Source organism: Lysinibacillus sp. FSL M8-0355 (assembly GCF_038008985.1).
Lineage (GTDB): Bacteria > Bacillota > Bacilli > Bacillales_A > Planococcaceae > Lysinibacillus > Lysinibacillus fusiformis_D.
The window spans coordinates 1,010,974-1,036,404 of record NZ_JBBPAI010000001.1 but is presented as its reverse complement, the minus strand read 5'-3'; the positions used below and the strand labels follow the sequence as shown (position 1 = coordinate 1,036,404).

Sequence of the window (25,431 nt, the reverse complement as noted above, 5' to 3'; positions counted from 1 at the left end):
GAATAATTATCTGAAATTTCAAATTATTATTCACTACAATTATTTTATTCTATTTCAACCACAATATAGATATAAAATTTTGCTGTATTAGTACAAATAATTGCTATTTTAAGTTAAAATATTTTTATCTTTTCATTCGTAGGAGGCTGGTAGCATTTTAAAGGTGGTATGGTATATGGAAAGCTCATTTGATAAACAGCAAATGAGTGAATGGTTAAAAGAGGTTTTACCAAATGCTTTGGAGGAGTGTAAAGTGCCTAAGCGAGAAGATGAGGTCATTATTGTCTATGAGGTCAATCGGTTATTTGATTGGGTGAAGATTAATCGATTAAAAAGAAATTATCCTAATAGTATAATTGTCCCAATTGTTACAGAACACCTCACCTACTCGACTGGTATAGCAATTGAATTAGTTTTACCTGCACTTCTCATTAAACCATTACAGAAATCAAAATTTTTACGAATCGTAAAAAAACTGTACACATCCTATCAGGACAAGAAAGCAAGTACACTCACAATGCTTGAGCTATCACAACAAGTGTCCCAGCATCATACCTCTCCGTTCAGAGAAGCATTTTTGAAACGTCTTATACGTGGCGAAATTGATAATGAACAAGAAATCATTCAATCTGCATCATTTTTATCAACAAATTGTATTCCTAATATTGTGTTCTTAATTCAGGGCTATATCGATAGTGATGCTATTCCTCATGACGCAAGCAGTAACATTACAAATGTTTTTCGTCAGCATTTTGCCAATAAAGCACCCTTATCTTTTTTACATTTCGAACGCTACTTATTACTTCTCATGAGAATTCCGACTGAGTATAACTCTTTTAAACATTGGACAGTAGGCGAATCATGTCTATTGGAGGTCATCGAGACACTTAAAAAGGACTATTGTATCCATCTTTTCATGGGGGTTGGAGGAGTGTTTCAGGACGCAATGCACGTAAAGGAGTCCTATAGTCAAGCACGAAAAGCACGTAGAAAACCACCTATAGATAATATTCATATCAGATATTATGAAGATTTAACAAAGCATGTGCAGCTTCAAAAGGCCATTCATTATATTGAAGAACATTATGATGAGCAATTGACCGTTCGTGATGTTGCAAAATATATAAGCTTTAGTCCCACACATTTTAGCAGGCTATTTAAAAAAGAGACTGGTCGTAATTTCGTTGACTATGTTGCCTTTACACGCCTCATCAAGAGCTTACCCTTTCTACGGAAGTACGACTATACCGTAGAAAAGATCTCCTCCACCTGTGGCTTTAATACACCTAATTACTATAGTTTAACCTTTAAAAAATATGTAGGAATCTCTCCAACGGACTATCGCAATACGACAGAAATTTTATTTAAATAATCTAACAAGAATCTGCAAAACCTCCATGAAAAAAAGCAAGCCCCCATCAAGGAGACTTGCGTATGATCTACAATAGAAATGCAGATTCTTATTATTCATTTCCGTTAAACGTAATATTTTTCTACAACTTCTGCACAGCGCGCACAAACTGTAGGATGTGCCTCATTTGCACCAATTGTTTCAGAAATTGACCAGCAACGCTCACATTTCTCCCCTGTTGCCTTCTCAACTACAATGGATACATGCTCAAGTGCTAAAGCTTCAGCAGGCGCCTCATCAATAGTAGCTACTTCAAAAGCAGAAACGATTGAAAGCTGTGCAAAGTCAATGTTCACATCATTCAATAAGGCTACAACATCCTCTTTGGCATATACTGTTACTTTTGCTTCTAGTGATTTACCTATTGTTTTAGCATTACGAGCTTCCTCTAATGCTTTTAAGATATCGTCACGTACATCAATAATATTTTCCCATTTTGTACGTAGGCTTTCAAAATTCTCTTGAACATCTACCTCTGGGAAGTCCGTTAATTGAACAGAAACTTCCTCTACAATACCTTGGGCATGTAGATAAGACCACATTTCATCTGTTGTATGAGGGATGATTGGTGTCATGATTTTAACCAATGTCATTAATGTATCGTAAATAACTGTTTGCATCGCTCGACGATCTTTATTGTCGTGACCTTCGATATAGACAACATCTTTTGCAATATCTAAATAGAATGAAGATAACTCGACTGCGACAAAATTATTGACGATGTGATAAACAGCAGCGAAATCATAACGATCATATGCTGCACGAACAGTTTGTAAGACATCCTGTAAACGCATATAGACATATTGATCCATCTCACGAAGCTCTGCATAGGCAACACGATCTTTCTTTGGATCGAAATCAGCGATATTGCCATGTAAGAAACGAAATGTATTACGAATTTTACGGTACACCTCTGATACTTGCTTTAACATATCCATCGAAATTCGTACATCCGCTGTATAGTCAACAGAAGCAACCCATAGACGAAGAATATCTGCTCCATACTGATCCATTACTTTTTGTGGAATGATCACATTTCCTAATGATTTACTCATTTTACGTCCTTCACCATCAAGAACAAAACCATGTGTTAATAGTCCTTTATATGGTGCATAGCCATTAATAGCAACAGATGTAATAAGAGATGAGTTAAACCAACCACGATGCTGGTCAGAGCCTTCTAAGTATAAATCAGCTGGATATTTCATGCCGCGCTCTACAAGTACACCTTGGTGGGATGAACCTGAATCGAACCAGACGTCCATAATATCATTTTCTTTTGTGAATTCGCCGTTCGGGCTACCTGGATGTGTAAAGCCCTCTGGTAATAATTCTTTTGCTGTTTTTTGGAACCAAATATTGGATCCATGCTCACGGAATAATGCTGAGATATGGCTAATTGTTTCAGGTGTAATAATTGGCTCTCCGTTTTCTGCGTAGAAAATTGGAATCGGCACACCCCAAGCACGTTGACGTGAAATAACCCAGTCTCCACGATCACGAATCATATTATAAAGACGAGTTTCTCCCCAAGCTGGTGTAAATGCTGTAGCTTTTACAGCTTCTAACAACTCACCACGGAATGCTTCAACAGAGGCAAACCATTGTGGTGTCGCACGATAAATAACAGGTTTTTTCGTACGCCAGTCATGTGGATAAGAGTGCGTAAAGAAGTCAAGTTTTTCTAATGCATCTACTTCTTTTAGTTTTTCTGTTACAAGTTTGTTGGCATCATTATAAAACACGCCTTCAAAACCAGGTGCTTCATCTGTATAACAGCCGCTATTATCAAGAGGGCTAAGAATGCCTAAACCATATTGTTTACCAATATGATAATCGTCTTCCCCGTGTCCAGGAGCTGTATGAACACAACCTGTACCCGCTTCAGCAGTTACGTGTTCTCCTACCATAATAAGAGATTCACGATCATAAAATGGATGCTGCGCTACAAGACGATCAAGTGCTTCCCCTTTTACTTCTTGAACAACCTCATAGTCTTCCCATCCAAGGGCATTCGCTACTGATGTTAATAATTCTTTGGCAATGATGAATTTTTTATTAGCTACAGCAACTACAACATACATAAATTCAGGATTTAAAGAAATGCCTAAGTTTGCTGGTAATGTCCAAGGTGTTGTTGTCCAAATAATAAATTTAGCATCTGCTGGTACAATGCCTTTCGCATCTTTAATAGCAAAGCTAACATAGATTGATGGTGATTTGATGTCCTTATATTCAATTTCAGCTTCTGCTAAAGCAGACTCAGAAGATGGTGACCAATAAACTGGTTTTAAGCCTTTATAAATGTAACCCTTTTCAGCCATTTTACCGAACACTTCAATTTGACGTGCTTCAAATTCAGGCTTTAATGTAATATAAGGGTTTTCCCAATCACCACGAATGCCTAGACGACGGAATTGGGCACGTTGATTATCAATTTGCTCATATGCATACTCTTCACAAAGTTGGCGGAATGCTGCTACTGACATTTCTTTACGCTTTACACCTTTGTTTGTCAGTGCTTGTTCAATTGGTAGACCGTGCGTATCCCAGCCTGGAATATAATTCACATGGTAGCCAGTCATTGAACGATGACGTGTAATCATATCCTTCAATACTTTATTTAAGGCATGGCCGATGTGGATATCACCATTTGCATAGGGAGGACCATCATGTAGAACATATTCTGGACGATCGGCAGTACGTTCCATCTGTAATTTGTTAATATCCATGTCATTCCATTTTTCTTGCGTTTTTGGCTCATTCGCCGGTAGATTCCCACGCATTGGGAAATCTGTTTTTGGCATTAATAACGTATCTTTGTATTCAACCATTAAAATTCCTCCTTTATTTTACCCAAGCATATAGACAATTACTTCTAGGACAGTTATTGGCAAACGCAACTCAAACAATTCGTGAACAAATAAAAAAAGCCCTCAATCCCACTAAGGGACGAGAAGCTTCTACTCGCGGTACCACCCTACTTGTAGCACAAAAATATTGCACTACCTCTTTCAAGCACGTTAACGTCGTGCATCACGAAATAACCTACTTTTTTCAGCTATTTAGCTCAGAAGTGATGTTCAATGTTAGTTGCATGTTTGGGCTCTCACTGTCCCCAAATCGCTTAACTACGCCTAACAAATACTGTCTTCGTCTCTGCCTGTATGCATATCTTTTCAAAATAATTACTATTACAAAGTATATGAAATTCAAACAATGGCGTCAAGTTTCATTTGTCGAGTGCAACCATTAAAAAGAAAAGTTACATCTCTTCAGATTCTTGTGCTTCCTCAACAGATGCTTGAATTTCTGTTAAATCAATATCATATTGAAGCAAATGATCCCAGTCATCAGCATTAAGCAAATCAAGCTGTGCCTCAACAAGCATCTTGAAACGATTACGGAATACTTTAGATTGTTTTTTAAGCTCATCAATTTCAATCGTCACCTTACGAGCTTTTGTTAAAGCATCATTGACAATTCGATCAGCATTTTTCTCAGCCTCTTTTACAATGAGTTTAGCCTCTTTTTGTGAATTTCTTCGCACTTCATCAGCCGCTTCTTGTGCAACAACAATGGACTTCTGCAAAGTTTCTTCTAAGGAGCTAAAATGCCTCGCCTGTTCTAAGGCCATCTCTAATTGCTTATCAACCTCTTTTTTTTCACGTAACAAAATTTCGTAGTCTTTAATGATTTGGTCTAAAAATTCATTTACTTCATCTTCAGCATAACCTCTGAAAGCTTTTGTAAACTCCTTATTATGTATATCAATAGGTGATAATGGCATACAATCCTTCTCTCCTTTACATGTACATTCGTAATTTCTATTATACAATTGTTCCGACAACTTAGCAGTAAAAATTAATGAAATTTACTTCACTTTCAGCTTTTTTGGGCCAATCGACCGATTTGCAGACGGATTTTATCCTTTTTTGTACGGCCTTCTGTCATAATAATTTTCACACGACCGCTCCCTCGTATCGATAAAATATCCCCTTCTTGTAATTCAAAGGCAACTGTATCTCGCTCTGTCCAATTGACACGTACTTTATTCCCAGTAATCAAAGCTTGTGCCTTTTGACGTGACACATTTAAAATGGTAGCGATAATCACATCTAAACGCATGGATGAAACAGTATGAGATTCCTCAAACCACTCATCCTCATTGAAGAGAAGTGGCTCGTCTTGCTTTAAAGATTCAACATGTACCTTGACTTTACCAATACCCGTTAAATGCAAACGAACATAATCTGCTACCTCTTGTGCTACTACAAATTGCACCTGCTGCTCATTGACACGTATATCACCAAATTTACCACGATTCAAGCCTAATGATAACAAGGCCCCTAACACATCTGGATGCCGGAGCTGGACAAATTTCATAGGATAGTGAATCGTAAATGCTGTCAGCTGAAAGTCTTCCTCCATAACTTCATAGTAAGCAGGATAAATAAGCATACGCTGTCTCTCTGCCCCGTCAAATAACCCTGCACATGCCGTTTTCAATGTGTCGTCCTGTCCGATAATAGATGTCACGATAAAACGCTGTCTGGGATCAAGAAAATCTGTTAGCTTAGGTGCATAGCGATCCTCTACCTCACGCTGCCAACTTATTACTTGTTCAATAAACGGTTGTTCATCTTTTCGAAAATGCTGAATTAAGTGTTCCATCTCGTTGTCTCCTCTTTCACTAGTTCTATATGCTTGGTGGGCTGGATGAACATAGTATTTCCAAGTTATGACGTCTTTGCATCATTGAGTATAATTTTTTTACATTTACTTGAAAAGTTCTTTTTTCCACTGGGGCAGTCTCATTATACAAGGATATTTGAACACCCGTTAAACAAACCTTTATCACCCTCTATTTTTTTGAACCACCGTTGCTCTTTCCGTACAAAAACATTGCTAAATAAAAAATCCCCACCTAAGAGTGAGGATTTACTGCTAAACGAACATAAGAAATATTTTCTGGATGACTATAACAAGCCCTCGTTCAATAAAATTCAACATGAAGATAGCCACAATTGGTGAAATATCAATCATTCCAAGTGGTGGAATGAACTTTCTGAAAATCCCTAAATACGGCTCACACACTTTTTCAAGCATACGTCCAATGGCTGAATTTTGAGCGGCAGGCACCCAAGACATTAAAATATAGCCAATTAGCATAAATGAATAGATTCTAAATGCTAATGATACATAACCAAGTATTATAAAAAAAGTCATATAAACTACAATCCTCGCTATTAATTATCGTCTAAAATAAAGTTTGTAATTTCACCAGTCACTTCTACATTATCTGGCGTACAAAGGAAGATATCTTTACCGATACGTTGGATATCCCCGGCAAGTGCATAGACTGTACCACTTAAAAAATCAATAATGCGTTTACCTTGCTCTCGTTCAATACGTTGTAAATTGACAATTGCAGCACGCTTATTTTTTAAATGCTCCGCGATATCTTGTGCTTCTGCATAAACTCTAGGCTCAATTAAAACAACTTTTGCTCCCTTAGAGCTCATAGCTGCCTGCAAGCTTACAATGTTGTTAGGCGTTGCTGAACTTTGCGGCATAATTTCTTGAATAGGCGCCCTACGCTCTTTAATCGTTTTTTTTGGCTTTACGGAATGAATCGGTTGCTGTTGTTGTATGGGCTGTTGCTGCTGAATAGGAGCTTGCGTGATTTCTTCTTCTAGTTCTTCTTCAAGGTAAAAGAAGTTTTTAATTTTATTTTTCATGCTCATCCTGTTCCCCTCTTTCATTTCCAACAAGAGCCGTTCCGACTCGAACAAAAGTAGCCCCTTCCTCTACCGCAATTTCAAAGTCATTAGACATGCCCATTGATAACTCGGTACAAGGTGCATGTGCGAATCCTTGCTCGGCTATTTGCTGTTGACATTGTTTTAATTGCTTGAAAACAGAGCGAATGATTGCTTCGTCTTCTGTATTTGGTGCCATGGTCATTAAACCTACAACTTGAATCTTTGTAAAACTCTTTAACGCTTCTACAAAAGGCAAAACTTCTTCGATACTTAAGCCATGTTTTGATTCTTCACCCGAAACATTTACTTGTACAAAACATTTAACTGGCCGATCTGCTCTTTTTTCAATTTCTTCTGCCAGACTCAAACGATCTAAGGAGTGTAAATAATCAATGCTGTTAATGACTTGTTTTACTTTACGTGTTTGAAGTGACCCGATATAATGCCAATGTACATCAGCATGAATCTCTGCAATTTTACGTTGCAGGCCTTCAGGTCTATTTTCTCCTAAATGAGAGAGTCCTGCATCAATTGCTTCTTGTGTTCTTTCAACAGAAACTTCTTTCGTTACGGCAATTATTTGGACTTTATCACCCTGACGATTGCCTTTTTTTTCTGCTGCTGTTATTAAATCATGTAGTTTGTTTAAATTTGTTAAGATTTTTGTCACTGTTTTTCCCAACTTTACAACAATAGTTTCTTTTATTGTAACAAGCAATGCTTGATTTATCAATGAATAGCCTGACCTATGTCAGTTTACATTCACCACAATTTTATTAACATATGCCTTAGGAAAGTGCTTTAACTAAAATAACATCCTTGCCAACGACAAGCACATCTTTCATATACACTTTTCTTACAGACTCTTCCCCTTTAAAAAAACCAAGATATTTACGAGGCTCTGCAATCAAAAATGCTGTCACATAGCCCGTTTCTTTTGAGACTTCAGCATCTATTACAAAACCTATAAATCGCCCATTTCCTGCTTCAATCACTTCTTTTTGCTGTAATAATGAAAAACGCAATGACATACCTCCTCTATTCTTTATTTTTGTACATTCATTTCTATCATCAAACTTAGCTGTTACTTTATATTTATGTATCACTTGTTCATTGAATGAAGATAAAATGCGCACCGAATAATCCGATGCGCATTTTTTTATTTGTAATCTTTTTGCATTGTTTCAATAGCATTTTTTTCAAGACGTGAAATTTGTGCTTGGGAAATCCCCAATTCCTTCGCGATTTCCGTTTGCGTTTCACCATAATAGAAACGTTTTGCAACGATCATTTGCTGACGTTCATCTAGCTTTTGCAAGCTTTCCTTTACCGACACGTAGGCAACCCATTGATCCTCTGATACATCATCATCACGTAATTGGTCCATCATATAAACAGCGTCTCCACCGTCTGAATAAATGGGCTCCTGTAATGAAACTGGATCTTGAATGGCATCTAAAGCGAATAAAACATCTTCTTTTTTCATGTCAATCATCTCAGCAATTTCTTCAATCGTTGGTTCACGCAAATTATCGGTTATCCATTGCTCTTTTGCCTGCATTGCCTTATAAGCTATATCTCTTAGAGAGCGCGATACACGCAATGCATGATGATCACGCAGATGGCGACGAATTTCACCAATAATCATTGGTACAGCATATGTCGAAAATCGTACATTATGCTTTAAATCAAAATGATCAATGGCTTTCATGAGCCCAATACAGCCCACTTGAAATAAATCATCTGCCTGTTCACCCCGATAGGCAAATCTACCGACAATACTAAGCACTAACCTTAAATTGCACATGACAAGCTCTTCTCTAATCTCAGTTTCTCCAGCTTGTAAACGGATGAAGAGTTCCTTCATTTCCTCGTGCTTTAAAATTGGCAAAGTCGATGTATCTAAGCCGCAAAGATCTACTTTTGTTCGCATATTCGATTCCTCCGGATGTTATTCTCTGACTAAACCGTGACATCAGTTTGTCCGAGAGAAACAAGAATATGCACAAAAGCTGCGACCAATTTTAGGTAGGTTAAATTTCCCTTTCTACGAAATCGGTTGATTTAAATTTTCACGTAAATCTTGAATAATTTTCTTTTCTAATCGGGAAATATATGATTGCGATATACCTAAATGATCTGCCACTTCTTTTTGAGTCATTTCAACTTTTCCATTGAGACCAAAACGACATTCCATAATATACCGCTCTCGCGCACCTAATAAATTAATCGCATGGAACATATGCTGACGTTCAATTTTCTTCTCAACATTATCAAGAATAATATGCTCTTCTGTTCCTAAAATATCTGACAGTAATAATTCATTTCCATCTGCATCAGAATTTAGTGGTTCATCTAGTGAAACTTCACCCTTCATACGACTTGTTTTTCGTAAATGCATTAAAATTTCGTTTTCAATGCAACGTGATGCATATGTTGCAAGCTTAATATTTTTATCAGTATTGAACGTTTCAATCGCCTTAATTAAACCAATCGAGCCTATGCTGATTAAATCTTCTATTGGCGTGCCTGTGTTATCAAAACGTCTTGCAATATATACAACAAGACGTAAATTACGTTCAATTAGTGTGTCTCTAGCACGTAAATCACCGTTCATAAAGGATGCAATGACTGTAACTTCTTCTTCTCGACTTAATGGCACTGGCAATGAATCATTTCCCCCTATATAGTACGTTTCACGACTCCGAAACTTACTCCATAATTTTTTCAAGCTAGCAAGTAGCCTAAGAAGCAATAGTTCTCCCCCTCTATGAGTTATTTGAAAGCGCTGAAAAATGTAAAATTGCTGCTGTGCTATGTGGAAAATTTTTAGCTTTCTTGGTTAAAACGATATATTCATTCGTTTTCACTTGTGAGGGCTCCCCCTTTATATGCCACTCATCAAAACGAAAACCAAGCACTACGGTTTGCTGCTGTACCGTATTAACATGAATAAATCGTATATAACGCTGATAATCTTCTGAAAACATGGATACATTGTACGGATCTGTTTCTTGCCATTCTATTAATGATTGACGGAACGCTGAAGGTAAATGTGGCCGTAAAGCTGTATAGGAAACAAAATGAACCGGCTTTCCTGATAATGGCTCAATAGCTTGATTACCTGTATCCACAAAAGCAGAAAGTGGTATGGTTGCCCCAAAAATTTTTAAAGTTGTATCAAAAACAAATTGACCACTTAAGCGTTCTAGCTTTACAAAACCCCATTGCTTGTAGAATGCAATAAGATTTAAAACTGCAAGTAAAAAGCAAATCATAATAAAATGGGTAACAGAAAGATTTTTCAAAAAAGGTTGTAGAGCTGTTAATAAACCGCCAATAACGATTGTTGCTGTTAATACAATAGGACCTTGCTTCTGAAAACTTCGAATCTTGAAGTGAAATGCTATACCAATTAGCAATATAAAACTAAGAATCGTCGTCCACAGCATTTGACCGCCAATGACAGCTACAAAACTACTACAAATTGAACTCATTAATAATCTTGAATTCTTCACCAAGACCCCTGTTACTCTTGCCGTAAACGTGAGTATTGCTAGATTAAAAAGCGTATTAATGAGCACCAGCCATTCTCCATACATAACAGCCGCCTCCTACTTACAAAGTTAGCACGTTATTCCCACAAATATTGTCAAACAATCGCATCATTTCCTGAAAATGTTTTGACAAAATACATGGTTTCCTTACACATTTGAACAACATGTTATGCAATATAAAAAGCTCGTACCCTACCTAAGTAGAATACGAGCTTTCTAGAAGATTTATGCTTGTTTTATCCGCGATTTTTGCGGTTACGTAAAAATGCAGGTACTTCAAGCATGTCATCCTGTGCATAATGTTGCTGATTTTGACGTGGCTGCTCTTGTTGAACATGCGTTTCTTGTCGTTGTTCACGAATCGGCGCCTGTTGTTGTGGAGCAGATTGTCTGTTTATGTTGAGTGACGGTTTTGCTGTATTACGTTGTTGCTGTAGTGCTTCTTCAGTGAAGCCAGTCGCAATAACTGTAACAATGATTTCATCTTTAAGATTTTCATTAATAACAGAACCGAAAATCATATTTACTTCTTCATCTGACGCAGAAGCTACGATATCTGCCGCTTCTTGTACTTCAAATAAACTTAGATTTGAACCACCTGTAATGTTCATAAGGACACCTTTAGCACCATCAATTGACGATTCAAGCAATGGACTTGAAATTGCTTTCTTCGCAGCTTCAGAAGCTCTATTTTCGCCTGTTGCGATACCAATGCCCATTAATGCTGAACCTTTGTTAGACATAATTGTTTTCACGTCAGCAAAGTCTAAGTTAATAAGACCAGGTGTTGCAATTAAATCCGAAATACCTTGTACACCCTGACGTAAAACATTATCAGCTTCTCTGAAGGCTTCTAACATTGGTGTTGATTTATCAACAATTTGTAAAAGCTTATCGTTCGGAATCACAATCAGTGTATCTACTGATTCCTTCATGCCACCAATTCCACCGATTGCTTGTGTTTGGCGCTTACGTCCTTCAAACGTAAATGGGCGTGTGACAACCCCTACTGTAAGGGCTCCCAATTCACGTGCAATTTGTGCAATAACTGGGGCTGCACCAGTACCTGTTCCGCCACCCATACCGGCTGTCACAAATACCATATCTGCCCCACGAAGAACTTCTTCTAGCTGTTCTCTGCTCTCTTCAGCAGCTTTTTTTCCTACTTCAGGATTTGCACCTGCACCTAGTCCACGCGTTAATTTAGCACCAATTTGTAGCTTTATTTCCGCTTTGGATAAGTTTAATGCCTGTGCATCTGTGTTCACTGCGATAAAGTCAACGCCTTGTACACCATGTTCTATCATTCGATTGACCGCGTTGTTACCGCCGCCACCAACACCTATGACCTTTATTACTGCAAGTTCATCAACACTTGTATCAAATTCTAACATCTCTTTTTCCTCCCACGGTAACTCGACTCTGTATCATTCATTACGCATTCTAGTTAATCAAAAAACTTATCAAATAATTTTTTTGCTTTCCCGATTACGCTTTCTTTTGGTTCTGAAGGTGTAGAATACTCTTGCTTTTTATTTATAGCTGGTTGAGCCCCTACAGCTGCATATTCAACAGGTTGCGTATTCGTACTCTTACCGTAAAAATCATCTTCTAAATAGGCGTAACGAATAAGTCCAACTGCCGTCGCAAATGAAGGCTCTCTAACGCCAATATAATCGGGTGTATAGATTCTTACACGCGTTTGTAGAATTTGACGTGCCAATTGGGCTATTCCTTCAAGCTTTGCAACGCCACCGGTTAAAACAACGCCACCTGGTAAATCTCGAACACCTAAACGCGCCAACTCATCAATCACTAACTCCAATAATTCTTCTAATCTAGCGCCAATAATTTCTGAAATATAACGCTGACTGTACTGATCAGTTGAATCTGTACCTACAACAGGCACTTCAAAGACTTCATCATCAGATGCATCGTCATAAAAGGCATGTCCAAATTGGTGTTTGATCTGCTCTGCTTGTTCTGTTGGTGTTTTTAAAACGATTGAAATATCTTTCGTTATATGATCACCACCAACTGGTATGACACCCGTATGCGTTAACAAACCCTCTTCAAATACCGTGATTGTTGTAGATCCGCCTCCTAAGTCTATAAAGGCAGTCCCTTGGTTTTTTTCATCTTCAGTTAATGCAAAGTAGCCTGATGCTAATGGCTGCAAATATATTTCTCGTATACTTAAACCAGCTCGTTCTACACAGCGAAGAACGTTGTGTAGAAGCGTTTTGGAAGTCGTTATCATTGTTGCATCCATCTCAAGGCGGATGCCAATCATACCACGAGGATCTTTAATTTCATCAAGGTTGTCTACAATAAACTGTCTTGGAATGATGTTAACTAATTCACGTTCAGGAGGTATCGACATGACTTGTGCAGATTCTACCACTCTGTCTAAATCATCATCTGTAATTTCTCTATTTTCACTATTCACAGCGACAACACCTTTAACTAGCTGTAACATCGTCTGGTTAGCTGGAACGCCTAAAACGACTTCATGAATTTGATAACCTGTCATTCGTTCGGCTTGTTCTACTGCTTTTCGAATAGATTGTACTGTTGCATCAATATCAACAATTGCACCTTTTCGAACGCCATTCGATTTTACATTTCCGACGCCAATTACATGTAATTGCCCGTCACTCATTTCACCTATTAATACCTTGATAGAGGAGGACCCAATATCAAGTGAAATGTATAAATCTTGCTGATTCAATTCGCTGCACCTCCTTGAAAAATGCTCTTATTTTCATTCTATTGTAAATTTGGCATAATGTCTAAGCAAATCGAGTATTTTGGTCAATTTTTCTCTCATTCTATGGAAGTTCTTTTTCTCTTGTGACGTTTTTCATCTAAGCGGGTTAGTAATATACGCCTAATTATTGCTATATTTTGGAACAAACGTACTCCAAAAGCGAAAATGGCTGCTAAATACAAATCAATCCCTAAGTTCACGCCTATAAAGGCTAAACCCGCTGCTAGAACTATATTAAAAAAGAATCCTGATACAAATACTTTATCGTCGTAAACTTGCTGTAATTGCGCGCGAATACCACCAAATAATGTATCTAAAGCTGCTAAAACAGCTATTGACAGATAATTTTCATACATAGAGGGGATTTGTATATTTGTTAACAAGCCAAGGGCAAGTCCAAATAGCAAACCTAAAAATGGTAGCCACATATATTAATCTCCTTTTTTTACCTCTGCTAAATAATCATTTGTCAATGGCTGATCAAATGCTGGAATTTGTAACTGCTCAGTTGGCTCTTCAATCACTAAATTAAAATTATCTAAATAAAATGAGTCTACAAATGTTGAGGCTTGTAGTGAATTATACAATTTTTGTGCTGCTTTATAATTGCTTGTCCCAACATGAACCTCGAAAGTAGGGGAAGACAATGGTATACTATTCACTGTTGTCTTACCATTTATATCCCGAATGGCTGTTGTTTGTACAACACGGTTGCCATCGATGGAAACACTCGTAGCATCATTTTTAAAAAGCGTATTTAATAACTGAGTTAATAAATCGGGTGAAATTTCTTTAATTTCATACCCCATTTCAATTAATTCTGGTGCAGGTTCAACATGTAGTATGACGCCTGCCCCCATAACTTCTGTTAATCCTGCCTGTAGCTTTAAACGATTTAATGTTTCATTTAAAGCTGCTTGCTGATTTACTTTCTCAGATTGCTCATAGCGATCCACTACTTCATGAAGTGAGCGAATTTCTGCCAGTAATGCGGAATGTCTTTGTTTTTCTTGTGCTAATTCCTCTCTTATTGCCCAAATATCTCGTGTATCTCGCTCAGCTGGTTTTTGTATGGTATTGTATTGTACCGCTATCATCAAACCGATAATAAATAGCACGATCGTTATTCGGGTGTACATATTTCTTTTCAAAATAGCCCCTCCTAGACGTATCGCATGCCCCGCAGAATTCATATTTGAATTGTAAATACTACAATCGTCTATTTATCTGGAGGCTAAGTTAGACTTTAAGTAGGATCAATAAAGCTTGTCCTTAACTCTCTACTTTTACTTTTGGCATTGTCAGCTTTTGATTTTCTTCCAATGACACGATAATATTGTCATTTAATAGCTGATCCACCACACCACCATTTAAATTTAAAGAAGCCATTAAAGTTTCTGAATCACCTACTGCTTCTATCACAAATGGCGCTGGGTGCTGTGTCCCATCAATTGTTATCACTGGTCCATTACAGCGAATATAGGAATTAGCCATAACACGTTGTCCATTGATAGCAATGGCTTGAGCACCTGAAATTTTCAGTTCGTTCAACAATTTAAAAACATGGCTTTCATGAACGATATAATCATTTGGATTCAAAGATTTCGGATCATAGTCTCCATCTTGAAGAGTTACACGTATGCCTTTTCCCTCACTTTTTAGTTCACCAAGTAATAAACGTAAATCCTCTGCTTGTTCAACAAGCTTCTTATAATCCTTTTCATTTGAAGCAAATGATTTTTCATACTTTCGAATCTGTTCTTGTAAATTATTTAGCTCTTCTGTAAGCTCTTTATTGCGTTCTTGTTGAGTGATTAACTCCTCACGATAAGAGTCCTCTTGCTCAAAAAGCTCTGAATTAATAGTGCCTGCTTCCCTATTGTCTTTTGCTTGGTTGTATGAATAGCCTATGATAAATCCTGTTGTTACACAAACAATTAGTAATTCAAATTGTTTTCTAGAAAAAAAACTCCCTTTGCTATTCTTCTTGTTGTTCATCTTCCGTCACTTCCTGGTTAACCATTTCCCCATCTGCACTTGCTTCCAAGTCAATACTTATCTTGTTGTACTCCTCATTAAAAGGACGATAGTATGAACCGACCTCTAAATCAATCACACCTTTTTCTAAGTTGGCAATTTGCGCAACGATCGAGGGGTAGTAATCTAACTTTTCCGCCAGCGTCTGAATCACAGCACGTACTTCATAGCCATCATTCATATAAAGCTTGACTGCATTTGGATTCGCATCATTACTATTCGTGTTAACTTGAGAAATTAAAGCCAAAACTTCCGGCTTTAATTGCGCTAGCTGCTCAACAAGCTTATTAATGGTTTTTTCACCGGTTATCCCGATAAAAACAGGTGCATCAATTGGTGTATCATTACCAGTTTGTTCAAAGCGTTTGCCGTTTTCTAGCAAAGGATAGTAGGTGCCGTCTCCAGCTAAGTACGCAACCTTTTTCCATTCTTTTATTTCAATTGTAACGCCTTGTAGCCAGTTACGTTTAACATGTGCTTCTTTTACCCATTTATCCTTTAATAAAATCTGCTCAACATCTTCCACTTTGAAACCCCACATTGATTTACCTGGAACAAGGGTACTTGTCTCCAAATAATATTCGTCATTCGCTAGCTTAGCACCATGAACTGTGATTTTCTTGATATTGCTATATGGAGATTGAAAATAAAGGAGTACTGCTAACACAATAAAGAAAAGTAATATTAGCACTATAAATTTCCGGTTAGTACGCTTTTTTCGTCGCTTTTTAAGCGTAGGTATGCGATCTTCTATATCGATTACTTTCTCCAAAAAGTACTCCTCCTTTATATTTATTTCGCAAATTGATAAATAATACCTATTATTAACCACATTGTTACTAAAGATGTACCTCCGTAGCTAATAAAGGGCAATGTAACACCCGTTACTGGCACTAAACCTATTACGACAGCTATATTTAGAAATGCTTGCACCATCAACATCGTAACAAGCCCGATAATCGCATAATAGGATGTTCGATTTTTAGCCTGTACAGCAAATTTATAGCCTGCATAAATTGTCAGTACAAAGAGCGCTAAAATGACAAGGCCACCAATTAATCCGACTTCTTCTAAAATAATCGCGTAAATAAAATCATTTTGCGGTTCAGGTAAATAAAGGAATTTTTGACGACTTTGACCAAAACCATGACCGAATATCCCTGCTGGACCAATTGCCATTAAGGATTGCACTGCTTGGAACCCACTTACTAGGGGATCTGCCCATGGATCAAGAAATGCTTCTATACGCTTTAGACGATACGGTGCTGTCGCAATGAGCCCTACCAATCCAGCAACACCAACTAGCATAATCATGGCGTACAGTTTTAGAGGATAGCCAGCGACAAAAAATAATAAAAACACAGAGACAACAAGAATAAATACTGAGCCGAAATCAGGCTGCAACATAATAAGGGCAACGGGTAGTAGAAGAATCGCCCCATGGCGCCAATTAACAATCGGTTTTCCTGTTTTATGTTGCGCTAATATATGACTCAAGTACACAATGACTGTAATTTTCGTTAGCTCTGCTGGCTGAATTGTTAATGGACCTAAACCAATCCAGCTTTGCGAGCCATTTCTCACAAGCCCAATACCTGGAATTAATACGAGAACAAGTAAAATTAACGAAAATATATAGGCCATTTTCCAAAAGGACTGCTCTCTCAAAATATTTAATCGAATCGTGATTAAAAATACGACAATGGCTACCACAAAGTATATGCTTTGCTTCATATAAAACGGCATTTTTCCACTATAATGAACGGCACTCCAGTAGGTACCTGCAGAATAGACGAAAACAATGCCGATTATTGATAGCATCAAAGTTGTGACGAGCAATAAGTAACTTTCTTTACCTCTCAGTAATGCCATCCTTCCAAGTCAAGTATATTCTAAAATAGTTACAGGCTCATTACAGCTTCATTACAGCATCAATAAAAACATCTCCGCGTATTTCAAAGCTGTCATATTGATCCCAGCTTGCACATGCTGGAGATAGTAAGATAATATCTCCCTCTGCCGACATCGGTGCTGCATAGTGTACAGCGTCTTCTACATTTTGGGCAATGACTGTCTGTTGGACACCACACGACTTTGCAAATTCTACAAAGCGTAAGCCTGTTTCTCCAAATGCAACAACACCTTTTACATGCTGCATACAAGGGCGAAGTTCTTCAAAAGAATGTCCACGATCTAAGCCACCTGCGAGTAAAATAATAGGTGCTTGGAAAGCATCTAAAGCACTCTTTGTTGCTAAGCAGTTGGTTGCCTTAGAATCATTGTAAATCTTTCGACCATTCCATTCGCGAACGAATTGTGTACGGTGACGAACGCCACCAAAAGTCGCTAACACCTCTTCCATCTTCGCCTTGTCACAGCCAACTAAAATACAAGCTGCAACGGCTGCTAGGATGTTTTCTAAATTATGCTTGCCAGGCAGGGCGATATGAGCACGCTCCATATATGGCTCACCTTGCCAATAAATCGTTGTCTCATCTGCACTAATGCCGCTTGTAGTACGTCCCTTTGAACTGAATGGAACTTTTTGAGCATTCGATTGTGCTGCATATCCAACAACAATCGGTTGATCCGCATTATAAATAAAATAATCACTATCATCTTGATTACGTGTCACACCAAACTTTGCTCCAGCATAATTGTCAAATGTCCCATGATAATCAAGATGTGCATCATAAAGATTTGTTAAAATAGCGATTTTTGGCTTAAACGTTTTTATTCCCATCAATTGGAATGAAGACAATTCAGTTACAATGATGTCATCTTTATTAGCTTCTTTTGCGACACCACAGGCTACTGTCCCAATATTCCCCGCAATTAGAGGATTTTTACTCCCACTATTTAACATATCAAAAATTAAAGTTGTCGTTGTGGTTTTGCCATTTGATCCTGTTATACCAATAAATGGCGCATCGCTAATTAAATAAGCAAGCTCAATCTCTGTCCAGACAGGTATTTCACGACGAAGGGCATCAGCCACAATTCGATTGCTATATGGTATCCCAGGATTTTTGACTACTAATTCAAAGCCTTCATCTAGTAAATCTTCAGGATGACGACCACAAATCACTGTAATCCCCTTTTGTAATAAACCTTGTGCATCTGGACTTTCATCAAATGGTTTGGAATCATTGACGGTTACAAAGGCGCCAAGCTCATGTAAAATTTCAGCAGCGGCTACACCACTCTTTGCTAGACCTAACACAAGTACTTTTTTATGTTGTAAATCTGTATAGTTTTTCATTAGAACGCCTCCGATAAGACTGCAATCAATGCTACTGCTAGAGCAGTTGACCAGAAGACAAGCACGACTTTCCATTCTGACCAACCTGATAATTCAAAGTGATGGTGGATAGGACTCATTTTAAAAATACGCTTTTTGCGAAGCTTAAAGCTACCTACCTGTAAAATAACGGATAATGTTTCGATAACAAACACTAAACCAACTAGCAAAAGCAAGAATTCTTCCTTTACTAGCACAGATACCATCGCTAATGCCCCACCTAATGCTAACGAACCCGTATCTCCCATAAATACCTTGGCAGGATTGGCATTAAATAATAAAAATCCTAATAAAGCACCTGTTACAGCAAATGTAAATAGTGCAATATCCGCTTGATTTTGGAAGAGCGCAATAACGCCAAATGCTGCAAAGGCAATTGAAGCAGTGCCTGCCACTAGCCCGTCTAAACCATCCGTCAAATTTACGGCATTGGAGAAGCCTACTAGCCAGAAAATTAAAAAGGCTACATAGAATACCCCAAGATCTATTGTCCACTCAGTAAACGGAATAGCGAGCGTTGTATCAAATGATCCTACATACAGCAGGAAATAAGCAAGAATAGCAATAACAATTTGACCAATCAACTTCTGAAGAGAAGTTAAACCTAAATTTCTTTTAAATACAACTTTTAAACCATCATCCAATAAACCTATTAAACCAAACCCTGCTAATACTAATAAAAGTACTACGGTTTGTGTCGTTAATAAATCTAAAAAGCTACCTACACCAACAGTTGTAAGGACGATAGATATTAAAAAAATGATTCCTCCCATTGTTGGTGTACCAGCTTTTTTCATATGTGATTTTGGTCCCTCTTCACGAATACTTTGCCCAAACTTTAGACGACGAAGAAGTGGAATACTAATTGGTGCCAGGATAACTGTTACTATAAAAGCAAGAGCTAAAATGGTAAGTGTTGTTGCGAGTTTCATTGAAAAATCTCCTTTAAATCTTGTTTCACTTTCTTCTTTAAGAAAAAAGCATAAACTTTCATTTATTTATTACTACCCTTCATAATAATAGTGGTTCTTTCCCATTTTTTAAAGGTAAAGTTATTTTAGTTCTCCAAATATAAATGAATGGTACCATCTTGTTTGATAACACTATCCACTTCAGGTAATTGGTTACCAATTTTGGTCCCTTCCCCATGCCATTCTATGCGGAATGGATAAAATTGCTTGGCAATATCATCTTTTGTTTGACCAATAAAATTCGGTACCTTCACAGTAATTGGATCACCATAACGATAATCCTTTTCAAGCTGTTCCTTCGATTTTTCAATACCTACAAAAGGTGCAACATCCTCAATAATTTGCCCAACAATCGGTGCTGCTACAACACCGCCAAACTGTGTTGTCTTTTTCGGATTGTCAACAGCTACATAGACGACAATTTGCGGATTGTCTGCAGGCGCAAAGCCTATAAATGATACGATATATTCTCCACTTTTATAACGACCATTTTCAACCTTTTGTGCGGTTCCTGTTTTACCGCCAATTCGTAAGCCATCACGAAAGGCTTGTCGACCTGAACCATTCGCCACTACCGATTCTAATGCGCCTCGTACTTTGGCAGATGTCTCCTCACGAATCACCTGATTTTTAACAACTGGCTCCGTCTCTTGTATAACTTCCCCTGTATTCGGATTAAATACCTTTTTCACAACATATGGCGTATAGAGCTTGCCTCCATTGATTGCAGCAGCTACTGCCTGCACTTGTTGAATAGGTGTCACGGCTACCCCTTGCCCAAATGAAGTGGTGGCCTGCTCAACAGGTCCAAAGGCTTCCTTAGAAAATAAAATCCCTGAAGCTTCACCAGCAATATTAGATCCTGTCTTTTGACCAAAACCAAAATCTTTAATATATTGCAACAACCGCTCATTACCTAACCGCTGTCCTAATTCTATAAAACCTGGGTTACAGGAGTTTTCAACTACCTCTAAAAATGTTTCATGCCCATGCCCCTCACGCTTCCAACAGCGAAGCCTTGCACCAGCAACCATTGTATAGCCTGGGTCATAAAAAGTATCATGTTCTAAATCCACTAAATTTTCTTCCAAGGCTGCACTCAAGGTAATAATTTTAAAAGTTGAACCAGGCTCGTATGTCATCCATACAGGTAAATTTCGATTATAAATCGCAGGCTCTACTAATTGATATTCAGCTGGATGGAAAGTCGGATAGGAGGCTAATGCCAAAATTTCACCATTATTTGGATTCATAGCAATAGCCAATGCTTGGTCAGCTTCATAGCGCTTCATAGCTTGTGACAATTCACGCTCAACAACCTGCTGGACATCGACATCGATGGTTAACTCAATCGTTGCACCATCCTCTCCCGCTTTCCATGCACTCGAAACATTTGGTAAATTATTACCTTTTGCATCTGTAAAGAGGCGAATCGCAGAAGAATTAGCCTGCAATAATTTATCATATTCATATTCAATCCCAGCTAAGCCTTGAGCATCATAGCCAGTAAAGCCTAAAAATCGAGATAAGAGTGTGCCGTAAGGATAATCCCTAGAATAGTCCACACCACTGTATAATCCTTCAATTTGCATACCTTGTAATTCCACCGCTTTTTCATAGGGTATATTTTTCCCTTCCGGCGCTAACTTCACTAAATAGGCTTTTTTCTGCATTTTCTCTAGTAGCTTCTCTTTGTCTACTTCCAGAACTTGCGCAATTTTTTCTGCAGCCCCTTCAATATCCTTACTTTGTGAAGGCATGAAATACAAGGTTGGAGCTAGCTTATTGGTTACGATGCTTTCACCATCTCGATCTGTAATATGCCCACGTTCATTTGCAAATGGAATTTCTCGGTCCCAATTCTCCTCTGCCTTCGTTGTCAGTTCTTTTTGATCTAATACTTGCAAAAAGAGCAGTCTTACAATAATTGCCACAGCCACACACATAAACAACACATATAAAATACGTAAACGCTTTTTAGAATGGATAGAAATCCACTTCATTCGACATCACACCTTGTTTTTTACAACGTATGAAATAAAGTGGACTTCTATTCAGTATTATTCATCCTCTATTTCTTCAACTTCACCCTCAGCGGGGGCTTCAACATCTTGCACAAAGCTTTCTGCAGGTGTTTTGAGCTTAACAACAATCGGTGAACTATCAGTGATGATAGTTCCTGCGGATACACTTTGACTCGCTACAAAGCCTTCACCGAAAATTTCCATCTCTAGCCCTGTCATGGATTTAAAAACAAGTAAATTGCGTAATGACCAATTCGTAAAGTCTGGCAATGTTATTTCGCCATCTGTCTTTAAAAATATAAAACTACCTTTTACAAGTTTTTGAGTGTTCGTTGGATATTGTTCAATAATTTTACCACCAGCGCCAACAATGATTGGCTGTAAACCATCATTCGCTAATTCTACCTCCACCGCTTCAGCACTTTGACCTGTATAATCTTGTATACTAACTTTATTGACATGCTGTACATCATCTGGATTGATGTTAAGATGCTTTAAGCTATTTAACATAACTGGGTTAAATACTTTTGACACTGGTACAGATCCAAGCTCGTTGCTCAACTTAGGTTTTTTCACTGAGACATAGACAATTAACTGTGGATCGTCTACAGGAGCCAAGCCTAAGAATGAATAGAGGTATTGGTTTGAAAGATATCCACCACTAGCTTTTGGAATTTGGGCAGTCCCCGTTTTCCCAGCAACCTCATAATCCTCCAGTATAAAATCCTTCGCCGTACCTTTTTCTGAGGTTAACGTTGAAGCAAGGATTTCTCGTACTTGTTTCGCTGTATCAGCTTTAATTGGTTGTCCTTTTTCCACGGGCTCATGCTTTTGAATAACTTTTCCAGTTGATGAGTCGACAATACGATCAATAACATACGGCTGCATCATTTTTCCATCATTCGCAATTGCTGTCATCGCTTGGATTAACTGAATAGGCGTTACTGTAGAACCTTGGCCGTAAGTTGTTGTCACTCGTTGAATAGGATACTTCGATAAAATAGTACCTGCCGCTTCATTCGGTAAATCAATACCTGTTTTATGACCAAAACCAAAGCGGTCCAGATATTCAATAAAGACATCATCACCAATCTTCGTTAATAAATGGGCCATACCCGTATTGGCAGATCGTTGGAACCCTTCTAAATAAGTAATCGGTCCCCAACCATATCTATTGTGATCTCGAATCGTACGGTCAAATACTGTATATGATCCTGACATAAACCATTCATTCGGTGTCCATTTTCCTGTATCAATAGCTGAAGCAAGCGTGAATGTTTTCATCGTTGATCCAGGCTCGATTGTCTCCTCAATCACCTCATTCAACCACTTCATATTTTGACTTTCACGTGTTTCAGGGTTGAACGTAGGACGCTGAGACATCGCTAAAATTTTCCCTGTTTTCGGATCTGCTACGACCGCTGTCATAGATTCAGGATTATATTCCTGTTCAACCTTTGTCATTGCTTCCTCTAAAAAGCTTTGGATTGTTTTATCGAGCGTTAAATAAATGTCATTCCCGTTTTTGGCAGGTGTCACCATTTTCTCGCTATTTGGGAGTAAGTAATGGAATGCATCCGTCTCATATTTAATCTTGCCATTGACGCCTGTTAGCTCTTTATCATACGTATACTCTAGGCCCATTTCTCCCTTTGTTGTAACTGTTCCATCTTCATTATCCTTTTTCAGTGCATAGCCTATTAAATGGGAGGCAAATACACCATTTGGATAATAACGTTTTAAGTCACTGACAAATAGGATTCCTGGTAATTTTTCATCCTTTATTTTACTCATGACTTCGTGACTAATGCCTCGTCCAGCGCTGCCAAACTCAACTTGGTATAAAGGCTCGCCATCACTTCTATATCGATTGTTCAGTTTTTTAACAATCTCTTCTTCATTGTCCTTCATTGCTGGAATATACTTAGCCAAAACCTCGGCCGTTTTTTCAGAATCTACTACATGTCTTGGTTTCTTAGGATCTGTCGTAGCCTTTTCGCTTACAATGGCAATTATGCGGTAACTTAATGTATCTTCCGCAATTACTTGCCCATTTTGATCATAAATCTTCCCACGATTTGCTGTAAGTACACTTTCTTTACCATACTTCGCTGCGGCTCTCGCTGCAAGCTCTTGTCCTTCTACTTCCCCTGTCGCCTGAATCGTCACCATTCTTGTAAATAATAGAAAAAAGAGCCCTCCATAAAAAATTAATAATAGAAAGGCTCCCCATTGGAATCGAAATCTCTTTTTTTTCATTCTCCCGGCACTACCTTTACATTTTTCTCATTTTGAGTTAAACCGAGTTCTTTCGCTTTTTTCCATATGTTTTCGTATGTAGAAAGTTCACTCACACGAACCGTCAAGTCAACATTCTGTTTCGCAATCTCTTCTGCTTCTGATTCAATGTTTTGAATGTCTATACTTGTTGTTTGAATAGCTGCTTGTTTATTTAACACTATTACTCCTAAAACTATAATAATGCCAACTAAAGCAAGTAGCATTGTCTTTTCAAACTTCTGGTTCGGTTTTTTACGACGTATGATAGTGGGTTGTGGACTAGGTGGTGTTATCGGTTGTTGCACTTGTTGATGTTGGTGCTGCTGCCTTACACGAACTGCTGCCATTTACTCACGCCCTTTGTCGTTAATTTTCTCCACCACTCTAAGCTTCGCTGAACGTGCACGATTATTGACTGCCAATTCTTCATCAGAAGGAATAATTGGCTTTCGTGTAATCAGCTTTAAAGTTGGCTTCATGTCATCAGGAATTACAGGTAAGTTTGGTGGTAATTCCGGTAATGATGACGCTTCCTTAAAGATTGTCTTACATAGGCGGTCCTCCAATGAATGGAACGTAATGACACTAATGCGCCCCCCTACGTTAATCATATCAATCGCATCGACTAATGAATCCTCTGCTGCGCCTAGCTCATCATTAACAGCAATTCGTATTGCTTGGAAAATGCGCTTTGCTGGATGTCCACCTTTTCGGCGTGCCGCTGCTGGAATACCCTCTTTAATTAATTCTACAAGGTGACCAGTTGTTTCAATTGGAGCTACTTTACGAGCTTCTTCGATTTTACGAGCCACTTGCTTTGAAAACTTTTCTTCCCCATAACGGAAAAATATCCGAACGAGATCTTCATATGCCCAATGATTAACAACATCAAATGCTGTCAGCGTTGCTGTTTGATCCATACGCATATCAAGTGGTGCATCATGGTGATAGCTAAAGCCTCGTTCAGGTGTATCTAATTGTGGAGAAGATACACCTAAGTCATACAAAATGCCATCAACCTGCTCGAAACCATGAGCTACTAGTTCCTCTTTTAAATAACGGAAATTCGAATGAATAAATGTAACACGCTCAATATAGGGCGCTAATCGAATTTTCGCATTTTCAATGGCCGTCGTATCTTGGTCAAAGCAAATCAAACGACCTTTATCTGATAATTGTTGTACTAAATATTCACTGTGACCTGCACCACCTAGCGTACAGTCCACATATACACCATCAGGATCGATGTTCAACCCATCAACAGTTTCTTTTAATAACACGGTTGTATGATCGAACATACCACACGCTCCTTTCA

24 protein-coding genes and 1 other annotated feature are annotated in these 25,431 nt (G+C 38.2%); of the genes, 1 reads left to right on the top strand and 23 read right to left on the bottom strand.

Going from position 1 to position 25,431, the window contains the following annotated elements; genetic code table 11:
* The first annotated feature begins 175 nt into the window (after positions 1-175).
* Positions 176-1,372 (top strand): helix-turn-helix transcriptional regulator, encoded by a 1,197-nt coding sequence (locus MKY46_RS04885; RefSeq protein WP_036125166.1) that lies wholly within the window; start codon positions 176-178, stop codon positions 1,370-1,372.
* A 104-nt stretch (positions 1,373-1,476) separates the two neighbouring features.
* Here the strand turns inward: MKY46_RS04885 and ileS are convergent, their stop codons facing one another.
* The 23 genes from ileS to rsmH all read right to left on the bottom strand — a co-directional run bounded on the left by ileS (position 1,477) and on the right by rsmH (position 25,414).
* Positions 1,477-4,245: an isoleucine--tRNA ligase gene (gene ileS, locus MKY46_RS04880; RefSeq protein WP_036125168.1), complete on the bottom strand. Its 2,769-nt coding sequence runs from the start codon at positions 4,243-4,245 to the stop codon at positions 1,477-1,479.
* A gap of 111 nt (positions 4,246-4,356) precedes the next feature.
* Positions 4,357-4,580: a binding site (T-box leader), on the bottom strand.
* 96 nt (positions 4,581-4,676) lie between these two features.
* Complete coding sequence (locus MKY46_RS04875) at positions 4,677-5,201, bottom strand: DivIVA domain-containing protein (RefSeq protein WP_036125171.1); 525 nt, start codon at positions 5,199-5,201, stop codon at positions 4,677-4,679.
* A gap of 95 nt (positions 5,202-5,296) precedes the next feature.
* A complete protein-coding gene (locus MKY46_RS04870; protein WP_036125174.1) occupies positions 5,297-6,085 on the bottom strand; it encodes a YlmH family RNA-binding protein in 789 nt (262 codons plus the stop codon).
* A gap of 273 nt (positions 6,086-6,358) precedes the next feature.
* Positions 6,359-6,640: a YggT family protein gene (locus MKY46_RS04865; RefSeq protein ID WP_058843470.1), complete on the bottom strand. Its 282-nt coding sequence runs from the start codon at positions 6,638-6,640 to the stop codon at positions 6,359-6,361.
* Between the two features lie 20 nt (positions 6,641-6,660).
* Positions 6,661-7,158: a cell division protein SepF gene (locus MKY46_RS04860; RefSeq protein ID WP_036125175.1), complete on the bottom strand. Its 498-nt coding sequence runs from the start codon at positions 7,156-7,158 to the stop codon at positions 6,661-6,663.
* Positions 7,142-7,846, bottom strand: a complete 705-nt coding sequence (locus MKY46_RS04855) for a YggS family pyridoxal phosphate-dependent enzyme (RefSeq protein ID WP_036125178.1) — start codon at positions 7,844-7,846, stop codon at positions 7,142-7,144. Before MKY46_RS04855 ends, MKY46_RS04860 begins: the two co-directional genes overlap by 17 nt.
* Before the next feature lie 118 nt (positions 7,847-7,964).
* Positions 7,965-8,207, bottom strand: a complete 243-nt coding sequence (locus MKY46_RS04850) for a PRC-barrel domain-containing protein (RefSeq protein WP_230593885.1) — start codon at positions 8,205-8,207, stop codon at positions 7,965-7,967.
* Between the two features lie 128 nt (positions 8,208-8,335).
* Entirely contained in the window at positions 8,336-9,109 is a 774-nt protein-coding gene (gene sigG, locus MKY46_RS04845) for an RNA polymerase sporulation sigma factor SigG (RefSeq protein WP_004227313.1), read from the bottom strand.
* Between the two features lie 114 nt (positions 9,110-9,223).
* A complete protein-coding gene (gene sigE / locus MKY46_RS04840) occupies positions 9,224-9,931 on the bottom strand; it encodes an RNA polymerase sporulation sigma factor SigE (RefSeq protein ID WP_009373518.1) in 708 nt (235 codons plus the stop codon).
* A 13-nt stretch (positions 9,932-9,944) separates the two neighbouring features.
* Positions 9,945-10,778: a sigma-E processing peptidase SpoIIGA gene (locus MKY46_RS04835; protein ID WP_036125177.1), complete on the bottom strand. Its 834-nt coding sequence runs from the start codon at positions 10,776-10,778 to the stop codon at positions 9,945-9,947.
* A gap of 191 nt (positions 10,779-10,969) precedes the next feature.
* Entirely contained in the window at positions 10,970-12,127 is a 1,158-nt protein-coding gene (ftsZ, locus tag MKY46_RS04830; RefSeq protein ID WP_058843469.1) for a cell division protein FtsZ, read from the bottom strand.
* 53 nt (positions 12,128-12,180) lie between these two features.
* Positions 12,181-13,464 carry a cell division protein FtsA gene (gene ftsA / locus MKY46_RS04825; protein ID WP_036125235.1) on the bottom strand — a complete coding sequence of 428 codons (1,284 nt, stop codon included), beginning with the start codon at positions 13,462-13,464 and terminating at the stop codon, positions 12,181-12,183.
* Between the two features lie 95 nt (positions 13,465-13,559).
* On the bottom strand, positions 13,560-13,931 hold the full coding sequence (locus MKY46_RS04820; protein WP_036125237.1) for a small basic family protein: 372 nt from the start codon (positions 13,929-13,931) through the stop codon (positions 13,560-13,562).
* Positions 13,932-13,934: 3 nt separating this feature from the next.
* On the bottom strand, positions 13,935-14,654 hold the full coding sequence (locus tag MKY46_RS04815; RefSeq protein ID WP_036125239.1) for a DUF881 domain-containing protein: 720 nt from the start codon (positions 14,652-14,654) through the stop codon (positions 13,935-13,937).
* 121 nt (positions 14,655-14,775) lie between these two features.
* The gene (locus MKY46_RS04810) at positions 14,776-15,501 is read right to left on the bottom strand and encodes a DUF881 domain-containing protein (RefSeq protein WP_036125243.1); all 726 of its coding nucleotides are present in this window, start codon (positions 15,499-15,501) and stop codon (positions 14,776-14,778) included.
* Complete coding sequence (locus MKY46_RS04805; RefSeq protein ID WP_036125245.1) at positions 15,482-16,312, bottom strand: cell division protein FtsQ/DivIB; 831 nt, start codon at positions 16,310-16,312, stop codon at positions 15,482-15,484. The genes MKY46_RS04810 and MKY46_RS04805 overlap by 20 nt, the downstream gene beginning before the upstream one ends.
* 20 nt (positions 16,313-16,332) lie before the next feature.
* The gene (gene ftsW / locus MKY46_RS04800) at positions 16,333-17,412 is read right to left on the bottom strand and encodes a putative lipid II flippase FtsW (RefSeq protein WP_036125247.1); all 1,080 of its coding nucleotides are present in this window, start codon (positions 17,410-17,412) and stop codon (positions 16,333-16,335) included.
* 40 nt (positions 17,413-17,452) lie between these two features.
* Positions 17,453-18,802 (bottom strand): UDP-N-acetylmuramoyl-L-alanine--D-glutamate ligase, encoded by a 1,350-nt coding sequence (murD, locus tag MKY46_RS04795; RefSeq protein ID WP_036125250.1) that lies wholly within the window; start codon positions 18,800-18,802, stop codon positions 17,453-17,455.
* Positions 18,802-19,773 carry a phospho-N-acetylmuramoyl-pentapeptide-transferase gene (mraY, locus tag MKY46_RS04790; RefSeq protein WP_036125252.1) on the bottom strand — a complete coding sequence of 324 codons (972 nt, stop codon included), beginning with the start codon at positions 19,771-19,773 and terminating at the stop codon, positions 18,802-18,804. The genes murD and mraY overlap by 1 nt, the downstream gene beginning before the upstream one ends.
* Before the next feature lie 125 nt (positions 19,774-19,898).
* Positions 19,899-21,815 carry a stage V sporulation protein D gene (locus MKY46_RS04785; RefSeq protein ID WP_036125256.1) on the bottom strand — a complete coding sequence of 639 codons (1,917 nt, stop codon included), beginning with the start codon at positions 21,813-21,815 and terminating at the stop codon, positions 19,899-19,901.
* A gap of 57 nt (positions 21,816-21,872) precedes the next feature.
* Positions 21,873-24,095, bottom strand: a complete 2,223-nt coding sequence (locus MKY46_RS04780; protein WP_051891697.1) for a penicillin-binding protein — start codon at positions 24,093-24,095, stop codon at positions 21,873-21,875.
* Positions 24,092-24,463, bottom strand: a complete 372-nt coding sequence (ftsL2, locus tag MKY46_RS04775; protein WP_036125259.1) for a cell division protein FtsL — start codon at positions 24,461-24,463, stop codon at positions 24,092-24,094. Before ftsL2 ends, MKY46_RS04780 begins: the two co-directional genes overlap by 4 nt.
* Positions 24,464-25,414, bottom strand: a complete 951-nt coding sequence (rsmH, locus tag MKY46_RS04770) for a 16S rRNA (cytosine(1402)-N(4))-methyltransferase RsmH (protein ID WP_036125261.1) — start codon at positions 25,412-25,414, stop codon at positions 24,464-24,466. It lies immediately after the preceding gene.
* Positions 25,415-25,431 lie beyond the last annotated feature (17 nt).

Excerpts from the sequence above, each read along its gene's own strand:
- MKY46_RS04860 (WP_036125175.1), bottom strand. The coding sequence starts at position 7,158 with ATGAGCATGAAAAATAAAATTAAAAACTTCTTTTACCTTGAAGAAGAA.
- MKY46_RS04885 (WP_036125166.1), top strand. The coding sequence starts at position 176 with ATGGAAAGCTCATTTGATAAACAGCAAATGAGTGAATGGTTAAAAGAG.
- MKY46_RS04870 (WP_036125174.1), bottom strand. The coding sequence starts at position 6,085 with ATGGAACACTTAATTCAGCATTTTCGAAAAGATGAACAACCGTTTATT.
- MKY46_RS04865 (WP_058843470.1), bottom strand. The coding sequence starts at position 6,640 with ATGACTTTTTTTATAATACTTGGTTATGTATCATTAGCATTTAGAATC.
- sigG (WP_004227313.1), bottom strand. The coding sequence starts at position 9,109 with ATGCGAACAAAAGTAGATCTTTGCGGCTTAGATACATCGACTTTGCCA.
- ftsW (WP_036125247.1), bottom strand. The coding sequence starts at position 17,412 with ATGGCATTACTGAGAGGTAAAGAAAGTTACTTATTGCTCGTCACAACT.
- MKY46_RS04820 (WP_036125237.1), bottom strand. The coding sequence starts at position 13,931 with ATGTGGCTACCATTTTTAGGTTTGCTATTTGGACTTGCCCTTGGCTTG.
- ftsL2 (WP_036125259.1), bottom strand. The coding sequence starts at position 24,463 with ATGGCAGCAGTTCGTGTAAGGCAGCAGCACCAACATCAACAAGTGCAA.
- MKY46_RS04810 (WP_036125243.1), bottom strand. The coding sequence starts at position 15,501 with ATGAACAACAAGAAGAATAGCAAAGGGAGTTTTTTTTCTAGAAAACAA.
- MKY46_RS04875 (WP_036125171.1), bottom strand. The coding sequence starts at position 5,201 with ATGCCATTATCACCTATTGATATACATAATAAGGAGTTTACAAAAGCT.
- MKY46_RS04850 (WP_230593885.1), bottom strand. The coding sequence starts at position 8,207 with ATGTCATTGCGTTTTTCATTATTACAGCAAAAAGAAGTGATTGAAGCA.
- murD (WP_036125250.1), bottom strand. The coding sequence starts at position 18,802 with ATGAAAAACTATACAGATTTACAACATAAAAAAGTACTTGTGTTAGGT.
- MKY46_RS04785 (WP_036125256.1), bottom strand. The coding sequence starts at position 21,815 with ATGAAGTGGATTTCTATCCATTCTAAAAAGCGTTTACGTATTTTATAT.
- rsmH (WP_036125261.1), bottom strand. The coding sequence starts at position 25,414 with ATGTTCGATCATACAACCGTGTTATTAAAAGAAACTGTTGATGGGTTG.
- mraY (WP_036125252.1), bottom strand. The coding sequence starts at position 19,773 with ATGAAACTCGCAACAACACTTACCATTTTAGCTCTTGCTTTTATAGTA.
- MKY46_RS04835 (WP_036125177.1), bottom strand. The coding sequence starts at position 10,778 with ATGTATGGAGAATGGCTGGTGCTCATTAATACGCTTTTTAATCTAGCA.
- MKY46_RS04780 (WP_051891697.1), bottom strand. The coding sequence starts at position 24,095 with ATGAAAAAAAAGAGATTTCGATTCCAATGGGGAGCCTTTCTATTATTA.
- ileS (WP_036125168.1), bottom strand. The coding sequence starts at position 4,245 with ATGGTTGAATACAAAGATACGTTATTAATGCCAAAAACAGATTTCCCA.
- ftsZ (WP_058843469.1), bottom strand. The coding sequence starts at position 12,127 with ATGTTAGAATTTGATACAAGTGTTGATGAACTTGCAGTAATAAAGGTC.